This window comes from Pantoea deleyi (genome assembly GCF_022647325.1).
In the GTDB taxonomy this organism is placed as follows: domain Bacteria; phylum Pseudomonadota; class Gammaproteobacteria; order Enterobacterales; family Enterobacteriaceae; genus Pantoea; species Pantoea deleyi.
In genome coordinates, this window is record NZ_CP071408.1 from 38,768 (window position 1) to 52,329 (window position 13,562).

Annotated in this window: 12 protein-coding genes and 2 pseudogenes; 12 read left to right on the top strand and 2 right to left on the bottom strand. The window is 52.3% G+C overall.

The genetic code is table 11. The features are described from left to right. Positions 1–8: 8 nt before the first annotated feature. Positions 9–1,157, top strand: a complete 1,149-nt coding sequence (locus J1C59_RS21570) for a CfaE/CblD family pilus tip adhesin (protein ID WP_140916887.1) — start codon at positions 9–11, stop codon at positions 1,155–1,157. Between the two features lie 57 nt (positions 1,158–1,214). Here J1C59_RS21570 and J1C59_RS21945 read toward each other — a convergent pair. Further along, positions 1,215–1,390: pseudogene (locus tag J1C59_RS21945) on the bottom strand (DUF1281 domain-containing protein); the annotation flags it as partial. Positions 1,391–1,796: 406 nt separating this feature from the next. On the opposite strand from J1C59_RS21945, the gene J1C59_RS21580 reads away from it, so the two are divergent. The 10 genes and pseudogenes from J1C59_RS21580 to J1C59_RS21625 all read left to right on the top strand — a co-directional run bounded on the left by J1C59_RS21580 (position 1,797) and on the right by J1C59_RS21625 (position 11,284). Further along, positions 1,797–2,051 (top strand): helix-turn-helix domain-containing protein, encoded by a 255-nt coding sequence (locus J1C59_RS21580; protein WP_128085880.1) that lies wholly within the window; start codon positions 1,797–1,799, stop codon positions 2,049–2,051. Between the two features lie 181 nt (positions 2,052–2,232). Beyond that, the gene (gene umuD / locus J1C59_RS21585; RefSeq protein WP_128085881.1) at positions 2,233–2,682 is read left to right on the top strand and encodes a translesion error-prone DNA polymerase V autoproteolytic subunit; all 450 of its coding nucleotides are present in this window, start codon (positions 2,233–2,235) and stop codon (positions 2,680–2,682) included. 9 nt (positions 2,683–2,691) lie between these two features. Beyond that, positions 2,692–2,919, top strand: a pseudogene (locus tag J1C59_RS21590) (Y-family DNA polymerase); the annotation flags it as partial. 73 nt (positions 2,920–2,992) lie between these two features. Beyond that, a complete protein-coding gene (locus J1C59_RS21595) occupies positions 2,993–3,976 on the top strand; it encodes a tyrosine-type recombinase/integrase (RefSeq protein WP_128085883.1) in 984 nt (327 codons plus the stop codon). 1 nt (position 3,977) lies between these two features. Further along, positions 3,978–6,095 (top strand): tyrosine-type recombinase/integrase, encoded by a 2,118-nt coding sequence (locus J1C59_RS21600; RefSeq protein WP_128085884.1) that lies wholly within the window; start codon positions 3,978–3,980, stop codon positions 6,093–6,095. A 316-nt stretch (positions 6,096–6,411) separates the two neighbouring features. Beyond that, positions 6,412–6,726, top strand: coding sequence for a hypothetical protein (locus J1C59_RS21605; protein ID WP_128085885.1), 315 nt, complete (start codon positions 6,412–6,414; stop codon positions 6,724–6,726). A gap of 346 nt (positions 6,727–7,072) precedes the next feature. Then, positions 7,073–7,297 carry a KTSC domain-containing protein gene (locus J1C59_RS21610; protein WP_128085886.1) on the top strand — a complete coding sequence of 75 codons (225 nt, stop codon included), beginning with the start codon at positions 7,073–7,075 and terminating at the stop codon, positions 7,295–7,297. 18 nt (positions 7,298–7,315) lie between these two features. Next, on the top strand, positions 7,316–7,939 hold the full coding sequence (locus tag J1C59_RS21615; protein ID WP_128085887.1) for a DUF2913 family protein: 624 nt from the start codon (positions 7,316–7,318) through the stop codon (positions 7,937–7,939). A 290-nt stretch (positions 7,940–8,229) separates the two neighbouring features. Beyond that, a complete protein-coding gene (locus tag J1C59_RS21620; protein ID WP_339329387.1) occupies positions 8,230–8,562 on the top strand; it encodes a hypothetical protein in 333 nt (110 codons plus the stop codon). 784 nt (positions 8,563–9,346) lie between these two features. Next, on the top strand, positions 9,347–11,284 hold the full coding sequence (locus tag J1C59_RS21625) for a methyl-accepting chemotaxis protein (RefSeq protein WP_140916875.1): 1,938 nt from the start codon (positions 9,347–9,349) through the stop codon (positions 11,282–11,284). Between the two features lie 621 nt (positions 11,285–11,905). Here the strand turns inward: J1C59_RS21625 and J1C59_RS21630 are convergent. After that, entirely contained in the window at positions 11,906–12,880 is a 975-nt protein-coding gene (locus J1C59_RS21630; protein WP_242281418.1) for a LysR family transcriptional regulator, read from the bottom strand. A 93-nt stretch (positions 12,881–12,973) separates the two neighbouring features. Between J1C59_RS21630 and J1C59_RS21635 the strand changes: the two genes are divergently transcribed. After that, positions 12,974–13,465, top strand: a complete 492-nt coding sequence (locus J1C59_RS21635; protein WP_128085890.1) for a GNAT family N-acetyltransferase — start codon at positions 12,974–12,976, stop codon at positions 13,463–13,465. Positions 13,466–13,562 lie beyond the last annotated feature (97 nt).

Sequence of the window (13,562 nt, forward strand, 5' to 3'; positions counted from 1 at the left end):
GAAAGAATGTGAAATTATTCTGTTATCTGGGGCTGATTATGGGTGCTCTTGTTTCCAGTGTAGCGCCCTGCTACGCCGTTTACGAGGCTCCCATGGCCAGGAACACGACGCTGACGGCGAAATATGACCGGATGTCCGTGCCCTCATCCCTCACGATATGGGACAATCTTTCAGGCGGCAGAGATGACACTGACGGGCAAAAGTGGGCCCGTAATACGCTGGTATGTAAGAGTTCAAGTGATTCAACGTATGGGGCCTGTAACCGCACCGCCCCCGCATGGTGGCAGAATGGGTCCCCCAGTGATGCAAATATTACATTAAAATTTACACTTGAAGGCAGCTCGACCTCCATAAACCTCAATATCACAGGTCGCCACGATTTCCGTGCCATCACGCCCGCTTCATGCGCGGTTATCGTAAATTACCCTGCGTCTTCTGCCACCGGGTGTGATGGCTTACTGGAGGCAACCAATCTTTTTACGTACACCATTTCTCAAGGCGAGCTTGCAAAACTCACGACCCCGGGAGTGTGGCGTGCCACGCTCAAACAGGACCTGTATCAGTGGGCCTCAACTTACCTGTATACCTGGACGGCCAGTATCGTTCTGACGGTGACGGACCTCAATAACCAGCAGATTTATTTTCCGGCCTTTCCCTACAGCGCGCCAAGGGTCGACCTGAACCTTAATAACCGGCCGGGAACCAGTAAAAACGCCACCGCCAGCGGCACCGCGTCCCTGGATATGTGCCTGTATGACGGCAGCAACTCCTCAAGCAACCGCGTGAATATGCTCTTCAGCGACGAGGGGGCGAGCGCGACAGGCAGGGCTGCCGGACTTTTCTCCGTCTATCGCACCGGCGCGGACAAAACGCAGGCTGCCAATCGCATTGACTACCAGGTCAGCGTCATTAACCCGACGACGGGAGTGGCTCAGGAGATAAAAAACGCTACCGAAATCAGCTGGAGCAATACTAACCAGCGTAATATCCAGCGTCAGGTCGTATTGCCGGGCGTGCCCGGAGTATCGCTCTGCGTCCCTGCCCCCATACAGCTCATCACGCCAGCCTTTAATCTGGCGGATAAGGCTGCGGGGTACTATACGGGTAAATTAACCATTATTTACACACCGTCGACGCAGAGTAACGTCGCCAACTAGCTGAAGTGATTTTCTTCATGTGTTCCCCGGCAAGCACAGGCTTTGCAGCCGGTAGCAGGTTTTGTCCGTCACCGGGCGCAGCAGCCCGGCGCAACCCGCCAGAAACAGCTGAATGCCTTCTGATTCAGCCCGCACGTATGCCGGACATACCTCGCCCGCATCAGCGCTCGCACCTCACTCACATTCTCCTTCAGGCCGGTCACACACCGCCTGTTTACACACCAGTTCGGCATGATTCTCTCCTCAGTCAATGGTTGCACGGCCTCACCTGCGCCGTGCCGACACAGCAGCCGGGCGCAAAGTGAAGCCAGCAGGGGCGACACCGGAAGCCGCACGCGCCGCCGGAGCGGACTGAATGTCCCGCGCACGGCGGGGAACGGGTGAGGATGACGAGCGCCAGCGTCCCTTGCAGGCGAAGCGGCCCGGCTAACGTGAAGGCACGGCGCTGCCCGACGGCAAGGAGGGAAGTATTCCGGAATTTGAAAGCGATAACAGCTGTTAGGCGCCGCTACTTAATTACCTGCAGGGCCGATAAAGAAAATCTGCAGAAAAAGATGATCAAAGACATAAATCGATAAAAAAAAGTGCAGTTTCTGCACTTTTCGCGAATACTATTTTTTCACTAATGGAGGGAATTTAATGACAGGCTGGCAGCTTAAACTCTGGCGCAGGAGTCTGCTCTGGAAGAGGGAACGTGCAGCAACTGAACTTGGCGTCAGCCTGCGTACTTACAAAGATTATGAAAATGCGGATACGGTAAAACATTCGATCGCACTGGCAACCGTTACCCTGTCACTAATTAACGTATTGCCATCAATGCAAAGTCAGGAGATCAGCAGTGACAGCATGGTGCGTTTAATTAAAAAAATGATCAGCACCGTAGAAGAAAAATAAAATACCAATATTTTCATGCACATGCTGAGATAAAGTACGATAGCTGTTTCGCTTTGCTTGTCACGCAAAATTGCCTCCATAATACTGTATAAATAAACAGTAATCAAAAGGAGGGAATTTTTATGCATTATTTATTAAAACAGGTTCTGACCGCGTCTTATCACGTCAGGAATACGGGACTATGAAACCGGCAATCTATGCTGAGGGCCTGACGGTTTTGTGGCCAGCTCTTTTCACGCCGCCCGTGAAAATCCCTTTATATGGCGAATACTGCCCCGCAGGCTTCCCTTCCCCTGCACAGGATTACGTTGAAAAAGAACTCGATCTCAATGAGCTCTGTATTCGCAGAAGGGCATCAACCTTCTTCGTCCGTGCCAGTGGTAACAGTATGCAGGATCTTGGCCTCTGTGATGGCGATGTCATGGTGGTTGATCGCGCCGAACAGGCCTCTCACGGTGATATCGTTATAGCTGAGGTTAACGGTGAATTCACTGTTAAGCGGCTGCAGCTTCGCCCGCGCCTTGCGCTGTTGCCCATGAATCCGGCTTATGCCGTTATCTATCCGGAAGATCTACAGCTGCTCGGCGTCGTCACCTGGTTCTTTAGCAGCACGCGCGCACGCGGGAGGTAAGCCTTGCACATGTTCGGACTGGCCGACGTCAACTCGTTTTACGCGAGCTGCGAGGCATTATTCCGTCCCGATCTGCGTGGTAAGCCCGTCATCGTACTCAGCAATAATGACGGTTGCGTCATCGCGCGCAGCGCTGGCGCAAAAAAACTCGGTATAAAAATGGGCGCGCCCTGGTTTCAAATTAAGGGGCAGGATTATGCAGAGCGGGTGCATGTCTTCAGTTCAAATTACGCGCTGTAGTAAGTTACGTGGAATGCAACATTTACTGAGTAAACTTTGAACAGCTATATTGCTGCCAGAGGTGAACGCAATGCTGATCCCACCGGCTGAACATGTCCTGTTACTGGCCGAGCGCTGGCTGAAGCTGTTATCCGATCTGGGGCGGGCGCAGGCCACACTCACCGCTTACCGCAGTGCCCTCCGCCATTATCTTTTGTTCTGCAGCCAGCACAGAATTGAACCTGAAAAGGCCCGGTTTGAAGATCTGGCCGCCTACATCAGCCCTCAGTTACCCGGTATGCCGTTTCCCGTGGCCAGCGCCACACTTCAGTTGCGCCTGTCTGCAATCCGTCTCTGGTATGACTTTCTGATGTATCAGGATCTCTGTCTGATAAACCCGCTGCCCCGCTCCGGCACGCCCGGCATGCTGAGTTCTGGCAGGGGGCTGGTTCCCCGCATCGTGAAGCTGCCACGGATCCCTGACGATGCACAGTGGCAGTCTTTTCTTTTTCATGCCGCCGCTTCCCCGCTGCGTGACCGCCTGATGCTGGCATTGACCTATTACGGTGCGCTGCGGCGATCTGAAATTACCTCATTAAGTATCGAAGACCTCGACTTTGCACACCGGCTTATCCGTATCCGGGCAGAAACCACCAAGAGCCGGCGTGAACGCATCGTCTGTTACAGTCCGGCCGTTGCATCAGTGCTGGCGGCCCATCTGATGCAGATGAAGCGGGAAGGAATCTACAGAGGTGCTCTGTTCCGTTCCGCGTCCGATCGTAATCAGGCCGCGCCGCTCTCATTCTGGAGCTGGAGCAAAACGGTACGGAAATGGGGGCTGGAGTCCGGTATGCCTGACATCTCAACCCATACATTCAGACACCTCCGCCTCACACATCTGGCCCGCGCGGGCTGGAAGCTGCACGAGCTGGCGACCTATGCAGGACACCGCGACCTGTCCACTACCCAGATTTATATCCACCTGTCGGGCCGCGATCTTGCTGCCAGGATGGCGGGCGCGATTGAAACGGCAGATATCAGGATGGCGAACCTCATTTTCAGCCCGGAGAAATAACATGAGCCCGCACTCACCGACTGAAAGCAGCTGGCGTCCCCTCGACATGACGGCATACCTGCTTAAGACGTCACTAACCTCCGGGGAACAGACGGCGCTGGCCAGCTCTCATAGCCGGTCCCGTATGCTACGGATGAAGCCTGCGCCGGACCTCATAAGGCCGCTGACGGATATTGTCGCCGGAAGTGGATGCGGCAGCAAAATTACCGCACTGGTCATAGCCGGGTTGCTGCGCGAAATGCATTCATCCGGCATGCCGTGCTGGCGCTGGTCACAGGACCGCTGGCAGACGCTCTGCCGGGAAGTCAGGGAGGGCCGTCCGTTAATGGCCGCCTTCGCCTGGCATCTGGCAGGGTTTCATCACCCGCTCAGCCTGCCCGACATCCGGAAACCCGCCCTCTATGCATCTGCCATCTTCGGCCAGGCTTTTTATCACCAGGAACTGCAACGACTTACCGATACGCTGACGTCGCTGGGATATGCCCCGGCAAGCCAGAAGAATCATGTCTCCGGCATACTGGCCACGCTGATGATTATGAACCGGGACCCGCAGCTGGAGACGTTTACGCCTGAACTCCTCTGGCGCGTCCAGACCGGGACAGACAAGGGGATATCACGTTACGTCGGCCGGGTTTCACATGCGCTCGCTGCACTGGGCATTTTCAGCTCCCCGATAAGGATGCGAAACTATACAAAATGGTACGAGAAGCCGGTGGAGGGAATCGATCCGGCCTGGGTGCACTGGTGCCGGCGCTGGCGGGAAACGTCGGTTCTCAGACCCCACCCCCGTGAAGGCCTGTACAGCTTTATTCTGCGCTGCGGCCTCTGGCTGGCAGGAGCCCATCCGAAGGTACGGGAGCCCGCAGACTGGACCATGGAAACCTGCGCCAGCTTCATCGCAGCGGTAGGCCGGATGAATGTGGATGATCTTCAGCTGGGCACGGAAAGGGGCACCCGCAAATCGGTCCGGTCCGGTGAGCCGATGATGCCGCATTCAAGGGCGCATTTTATCTATTCACTGCGCCGTTTTATGAATGATTATGAAAGCTGGGGCTGGGGCCGGCTTCGCTTCAGCCCTGCCCGCCACCTTTCCACACCGGACACGCCGCTGTTCCGCCGCGGCGTCAATCCCCGGGTTATCGACGATCCGGTCTGGCTGAAGCTCATCTGGGCCAGCCTGAATCTGCGTCAGGAAGACCTGCTCACTGAAATACATTATCCGCTGGCCATGCTGCAGGCAATGGCCGTGTTCTGGACACATGCAGGGCTGCGGAAAAACGAGCTACTCCGCCTGACTACAGGGTGTATCACGCCGCAGGCAGATGAAATAGTGAAAGATGACGGCAGCGTCATTCCTGCCGGTACACTGTGCTACCTGCATATTCCCGCCGGGAAGACCTCAAAAGCCTATGTTAAACCCGTCGCGGCAGTGGTGAAAAAATATGTCGACATCTGGCTGGCCGAACGCCCGACAGAACAGGCCATGCTGTCTGATGAGCGGACCGGTGAGAAAGTCCGGCTTCTGTTTCAGTACCGGGGCAAGCCCGCCGGCAGCGCTATCATGAACCGCACGCTGATACAGATGCTGTGTGCCAGAGCCGGCGTACCCATAGAAGACAGCGGTGGCACAATAACCAGTCACCGGGGCCGGGCCTCCGCAGTGACCGCGCTGGCCAGCGTCCCGCAGGGCATGTCTCTGTACGAACTGATGCAATGGACGGGACACTCAACGCCTCAGTCCACCATGCATTATCTCCGCATCCGGCCCACTCAGCTGGCCGCCTCGTTCGTCAAAGCTGACAGGGTTGCTCACATGATCAGCGTGCTGATTGACCACGATCCGGAAGCTGCCAGCCTGACCGGACCCACGATGTATTATGATCTGGGCGATTCGTACTGCACGAACCCCTTCTGGAGCAGCTGTCAGCACCGGATGGCCTGCATCGGCTGTGATTTTAACCTGCTCAAACAGAGCGCACGCGGAATGGTACTGGAAAGCAAAGCTTCTGTCAGACGTTACCTTGAGGAAGTTCCGCTCACTCCCGATGAGAAAGCTATCGTGGAACAGGATGCAGAGAAAATCGAACAGGCTCTTAAAAAATCACCTCTTAAACCGTAATGTTAAACGGGCCGCTTTTTGCCAGCGGCGGACTTCGCACACTAAAAGATGATTAGGAATGAGGCTGTGCATAAAACCCTCATAAAGAAGGGAGCGAAACATTAAAAACACCGCCTTATAGCCGCCGTGCCCAATACCTGAGTGAAATAATCAGGTGTCCGGACCGCTCATTTCTGGATGTGAGTTCAGTAACAGGTCTGTTAACACTGCCAAATCTCTGTTTAAAAATGGAACTATTTTATACAGAAACCACTCTACCACCCTGTTAAGAATTCAGATTTTAAGAGCCATATAAAAGTATAAGACAGGATGTTCTTTGACAGTGAATGCAGCAGTCGGAAATTGTGCTCAGAAAATCAGGCAGATAGCCGGCGTTTATCAGTCTGGCGGAAACCTGATGGACGCAAAGCGCAGTGTCGACCTCGCCCTCAGTGAGCTGGGATATCTGAACCGGACACAGCCCGAATTGCAAATCATCAACTGGGAACAGCTGCGTTTATCGCTGCAGGCTTACCTTAACTGCTGCAGTGATATCCGCTGGTTAACCGTCATCAAATACGCCAGAGCAAAAGCAGGTTCACGCAGGGCTGGTGCAGTTAACAATCTGAAAAAAAAAGTTGTCCAATCCTGAATGGATGCCGCTCACGCTTACCGCCCGGTGCTGTGCCCTCCTCATTTACTTTATACTCTGCGGCCAGAGCAGACCTGAAATGCCCGGCCTGAAGACCTCACTGCATTCATCAGTCCGCAGTTAACGGGCATGTATTTTCCGGCTACCAGCAGACTCTGTCCTAGTCCTTTTAACCGGCTCTGCGGGGCTCATGCCTCCCGGGTTCCGGCATCTCCTCTGCCCATCAAAGCGCTCCTGAGAAAAAGTCTGCTGGCTGCGCAACTTCCCCGGGATCCCCCACTTTTTTCAGCGCCGGACGTTTCAGTTACAGTAGACTTCCGCCATTACCGGCATAAGAGACGGCTCTATGAAGCGACACGACCTGAATACTACGCTGTTCAGCAGCGCCGGATTTGACCCGACGTCCGGCGTACTGGAGCTGGAGTACCGTAACGGCAGCTGCCGCCGCTGGCTGGCCGTACCCGCACGGGTGTATCAGGCATTCTGCGCCGCCGCTGATCCGGACACATTTTTTCGCAGCAGCATCGACGGACGCTACCTGTCGGTACGTGGCCAGAGCGGCCCGCTGTAAAACAGAGTAAGGAAGCGGATGAAACCGGGTAACACATCGGTGGGTCATCTGGCCTGGTGCGGCCTGATTGCCCTGCATATGGCGCGACAGGACGGCCAGGCGGGCACGCCCGCTCAGGAAACACTGTTTCTGACGCGGTGGCTCGCCGTCGCTGAAAAACAGCGACGCTTCAGTAAAGAGCTGGCTCCGGAAATCCGGTGGCTGCTCCGTGAGGGGCGCGAAAAGGGAATACGTGCTGACCTGTCCGGTAAACTGGAATACCTCTGGCTGACGGGCAGCGACGCGCTGCTGACGCAGAACGACCTGTCGCGTCTGCAGCACGCCCTGCAGGCGCTGCAGATGGTCGGCTGGGTTTACAGGCTGCTCAATGAAGGGCAGTGGCAGGGCCGGAAAGCGCTGCGGCTGAACCCGTCCGTGTCGGGACTCTATCTGCATAAGGACTCCCTGCACGCCGGATTTAACCCAGCCGGTCTTCAGACGGCGCCTCTGCCTGCCCGTATCACCGGCGACCTGAGCGCTCTGGATTCCCTGCTGCAGCGTTCGGGCTGGCGGCGGGAGCCGGCTGGCAGTGACCTGCTGCTTTATTATCTCATGACACAGACTGTGCAGCATGAGGACATCATACGCAGGCTGACTCCGTAAATTTTCCGGCCCCTTATGGCCGTGTTTCTTTTCCGCAGGCGGTCCTGTCATCATTATGCAGGTGCCCGCGACATAACACCCCGACTCCCTGCCCGTATCCGGCAACCCGGCAGGCGGATATTTCCCCTCAGGAGGCAGCCGGCATGCATGCCGGCTGCGTGCACCGCGGTAACACTGCGCGGGCCTGGTGGGTGGTGCCGTCTTCGGACCAGGGGAAACGTCAGTGTTATGCCGTCGTGAGTGTTTTTCCTGCGCTGCCAGCGCAGGTCGTTTATTCAGTGGCAGTATGCATGAACTATAATCACCCATGGTACCCGCTTTATAACGGGTATTTTTTACTGGCGTGTCAACTGATAACAACTCATACGCGGGGAAATACGATGGATGACGCAGATTTAGCACATGAAGTTCAGGAGGCGCTGATTGCTTCGGCCCTGTCTGCCCGCAAGCCCGGACTGAAGAGTCCGGACGGCAGATGTATCTGGTGCAGGGATGAAGCGGCCGTGGCCGGTACGGCCTTCTGTTCTGCCGAGTGCGGAGAAGACTACTTCAGAAATGAGCATCAGATGAAACAGCGTTACGTCCCGTCTAAATACCCGTCAGATAATCCCGGTAATAAATGATTCAGGGCCGTGCTATCCTGACGGCCTTTTCATAACTTCATATTTCCTTTCAGTCTGCCGATACCTTCACCGTCAGCACGGATACTCCCCCGGGACATTCTGGATCTTCAGGGACAGCGCAATAACGCCCGGGCATCGCACGGGGCTGGGTTATCTGCCGGCCTGTGTATCCGGCCGGCAGGCGTATTTCACCGTCCTGAATCGTTAAATTGTGATCTCCCGCACAGCATATGCGTAAGCGTCGCATATTGACCGTGTTGACACTCGCATGAAGGTGCATCAGCTCAGACTTTAGCTGATAGGTTTTGTTGATTTAGCACAATCAATTAGAGAGGGGCTGCTTTGAGCGAGAAGCGGACATTGCTAACAGCGTTATGAGTGAATCAACGGGGAGCAGGTCACTCGCAGCGATCAAAGCGCCTGCCAGGTCAGATAGTTTTGCTTCACCTTACCTCCCCGAGACAACGTCCTTCGGCGACATGTTCATAATACATGTGCGCGATCCGCATTTAGTTCAGCCGACTCATTCAAATCTCAGTAAAAGTTCTCAGATTAAAATCCAGCAATGACTAATGCCGCTGCGAACAGAACTTCATCCCGAGAAAAAATGATTATTTAGCTTAAGTGCTTTGTTTAGCGTTACTAAAAGTTTATTCCGTAAAGCAGTAAATCAACAATGCGGTATAAAGTTAATGAAGGAATAACCGATAAAAAGGTTAAGGTGCTTTGCAAATTTATCTTTTGTAATTGTCACTATAACGAACTAATTCAACAGGAATTATAAATGAATAAGATTCTTAATAATATAAGTCTTACCGCCAAATTTGCAATTCTTGGCCTGTTTTCCCTTGTCCTGTTCTCAGTTCCTACCATGCTTTTTGTTTCCGAAGGTAATAAATACATTCATGATAAGCAAAGGGAGGTAACAGGTGTACCCGTAGAAAATAAGATTTTAGCCCTACTCAATTTGATACAGCGCCATCGTGCAGAAACCGCCCTTGCCATTGCAACTAAAAACCCAGCAACACCGTCCCGCGTTCAGGTCAGAGATGAAATTGAAAATATTACTGACGTTATTACTAAAGATATGGCCAAGACAGAAGGCAGCGCTGCCATAATCAGCAAAATTAATGATGTGCGCACACAGTGGAGCCAGCTACAGCAGAGAATCGATTCTTCACAACTGACTCTAACAGCCAGTCTTGATGCGCATGCCCTCCTCATTCGCAACCTTTTGAACGCTAACCGTGATGTGCTGGATTTTTACGGCCTTTCTCTCGATTCAGATATCAACACGTACCGTTTAATTACGAGTAATTTTTCATCATTGCCTGAATTGACCGAAAGCCTTGGGAAAATACGTGCATTAGGCACTTCCCTTCTTGCCCGAAATGAAAGCATAAGTGAAGCAGACTCTGTCCGTATGGAGTCTTTAATCAGTAATGGTTCGTATAATCTGAATTTATTTGTTCAGGATTCTGAAAAACTATTTTTATCTGATAACACACTTAAGCAAAAGTTTAGTGCAGATGCAGATGCAGCCGTTCAGGAGGCAAACAGTGCTCTCAAAACCGCTGAGGCGATTTTTATTAACCGGAGCATGACGAATCAAAACCCGAAGGACTATGCAGCGCTCTTTACGCACGCTATTAACAAATTCAGCGACTACGCCATTGGTGGAGGTAATGAGCTGAGTGAAATACTGAATGCGCAGATTAAGGAACACCGGTATGCACAATATGCACTACTGACCGTTCTTGTTTTTATCGTCCTGTTGGCAGTAATTTTCGCTCTGGTTATCATTCGCTCCGTTACCAGACCTGTCAGTGCAGCATCAAAGCTGGCGCTTGAAGTCGCAGGTGGTGACCTTACGTCAACATTTACGGTGACAGGACGTAATGAAACTGCCGGACTGCTCAAGGCATTACTGCAAATGAGTCAGCGACTTACACTTACGGTTGAAAACATCAAAAGCAACGCTGTCACTATCGCTACCTCATCTGAAGAAATTGCTCGCGGAAATGGTGATCTTTCTGCGCGAACTGAACAACAGGCAGCCTCTCTGGCTGAGACTGCGGCCAGTATGGAGCAATTATCGTCAATTATCGGCAATAATGCAGATAACACGCGCCATGCTGCTGAAATGGCCAACTCCGCTACCAGTGCGGCCTTAAGAGGCGGTAAGGCGATGGAGTCAGTGCTGGCTTCAATGGAAAAAATAAGCAACAGTGCGGGGCAGATTAAAGAAATCATCTCCGTTATTGACGGGATAGCGTTTCAGACTAATATTCTTGCTTTAAACGCAGCCGTTGAAGCTGCCCGGGCAGGTGAGCACGGCAAGGGCTTTGCTGTTGTTGCATCTGAAGTCAGGGCACTCGCACAGCGATCGGCTGGAGCGGCGAAGGAGATCAAAGGACTGATTGAGCAATCAGTTGAGCATGCCGAACAGGGAATTTCGATGGCCCTGGATGCCGGTGAAAAAGTTAAGCAAAGCGTGGAAGCTATTGAGCAAACATCTCAATTAGTCAGAGAGATTTCATCTTCTTCTGAAGAACAAAGTGCGGGCATATCTCAGATAAATATTGCGGTGACACAGATGGATCAGGTTACGCAGCAGAATGCCGTACTGGTTGAAGAGTCTGCATCATCTGCTGATGAACTTGCAAGCCGGGCCGCAAGCCTGAGGGATGCTGTCAGCGTATTCCGCACAAACGCTGTATAATTGGTTCAAATACTTTAGTTGTGTGCCATTTAATGCGGCAACATTTTTACAAAACTTCTTCTGTATTTGCATTTGATAAGCTATCTTGAGGGATGGCTTATCTCATTTAAAACCATGATAAAGTTATACTGTTGCAATTAAAGGCTCGGTGGACTAATTGAACGCCTGTTGAAATATTTGGCATTATCCCCCAACTGCCTATATGAGCTACGCTCATAACATCCGTAATGCAACCTGCAACGCGTTCCTCTTTATAGTTGTTTCTATTGCGGATGGCCTTCAAATTCCTCTCGTGCCGGACGGCGCGTTACACCTTCCCCCTAGGGCGCTGTTCTGCACTCGCGCCATCCGGCCATTCAGTCAAATCTCTTACTACGCAGTTTCATCAATCAGACTTCAAATTTAAAAATGGCGATATGCAGCAAATCATTAGAGGCGGGGTTAGCTGCATAGAGGCGCTGGCCTGCTCTCGGTAAACTAACATTCCATGATGCAAGCAACGTCCGCTTTTGGCACAGAGCGGACATGCTGACTGAGCTGGAGGTCCGCTATGAGCGATCTGCGGACGTTCGCAGTTGCTATGACCAAACGTAGTTCATAACCCATATTGCGGTATGTTAATCAATGGGAACTGATCATATGGGCTGCCGATGATAACTCATGTAGTTTCGTATGAGTTAAAGTATTCATCACCTCATGGATAACTTCTCTCATCCAGTGATGGCCTGGAGTAATACTGCGGCCATTATGGAAATAAACGTTCAGCGCGTAGGGAGAAACGGAAAACGGCACAGTAAAGCAGGTCAGCGCTTCCGAACTGAACAGGGTAGCTATCGCTCTTGCTGGCAGTGTGGTGATCAGTTCTGAAGTCGCAACGATGGCTGGTGCTGATAACAGGCTGGGAAGTTCGACAATAGTGCGTCGCCGGATATTGAGTTTTTCCAGCTCCAGATCAATGGCTCCACGGGCTTCATTCCACGGATTAACAACCACATGACCTTCCTCCAGAAACTGCTCAAGTGTCAGATTATCAGTTATGCGCGGATGACGACTGCTCACCGCAACTATGTAGTCATCCCTGAATCCCTCAATCACGCCAAGCTGGCTGTGATGGCTCATGTCCGGCGTCTGAAATCCTATTGCGAAATCCACTTTACCGGTGACAAGGTCTTCCAGTGAGTCATGGCCCGTAGAGTAGATGGTTTTAACCGAGATGCCGGGTGCAGTCTGCTGTAAGCGGGTAACCAGCGCCGGGAAAAAGACGGCTGCCGTGTAGTCTGTTACGGCAAAGCGAAAGGTCTGGTTGCTGTTTTCAGGAAGAAATATGTTTGCTGACCGCAGGCTTTCCGACATCGCATTCAGCGCAGCAGATAAGCCGGGGGCGATGACGTGGGCTCTGGCCGTTGGCTGCATGGCATTACCCTGCCTGATAAAAAGCTCATCGTTAAGGGTTGTCCTGAGTCGTGACAAAGCGTGGCTCAGAGCTGAAGGACTGGTTGCCAGTTCTTCGGCAGCCATATTTATTCTGCGATGACGGTAAACAGCGTCAAAAACAAGCAGCAGATTCATGTCAAGAGCACGTAATTCCTGGTGCATGTTGTTCATCTTATCTCTGAATAGAATGCAGTATGTTCATTATACTATTCGGGTAGAATGCTGGCGTCCAGAACCAGAAACCACAGGTGAAAAATGACCAGTCCAGTTTTCCGCAAAGTAAGCATGTCAGATCTCGACAGATGTTATGCAATTGAAAGTGAAGCGTATGAAGGTGACGAAGCCGCAACGCGGGAAAAAATTGCCACACGTATTCAACAATACTCTGAAGGATTCCTTTGTGCTGAGCTGGACGGAGTGCTGATTGGCTTCATCAACTCCGGGTGTGCATGGGACGTTGTCATGTCAGACGAAGAGTTTAAAGAGCTTATTGGTCATGATGACGCCGCGCCTAACGTGGTGATCATGTCGGTTGTGCTTGATCCTGCTTATCAGGGAAAGGGCTACGCCGGATTGATGATGCGTGCATTTATCAGTGCGATGAGAGAGAAGGGCAAGAAAACTATTCATCTTATGTGTAAGACGCATCACGTTGAGCTCTACAGGAAATTCGGCTACGTGTATATAAAACCATCGGACTCAGATCATGGCGGCATGGCATGGCATGAAATGATCATGACGCTGTAGTTAATTATCCCGGCAGGCCGATCGACCTGCTGCCAAAATCCTTTTTTCTGTCCGCAGAATTGCCGGACGTCCCGGCGTTTCTGCGCGTCTGTTTTAT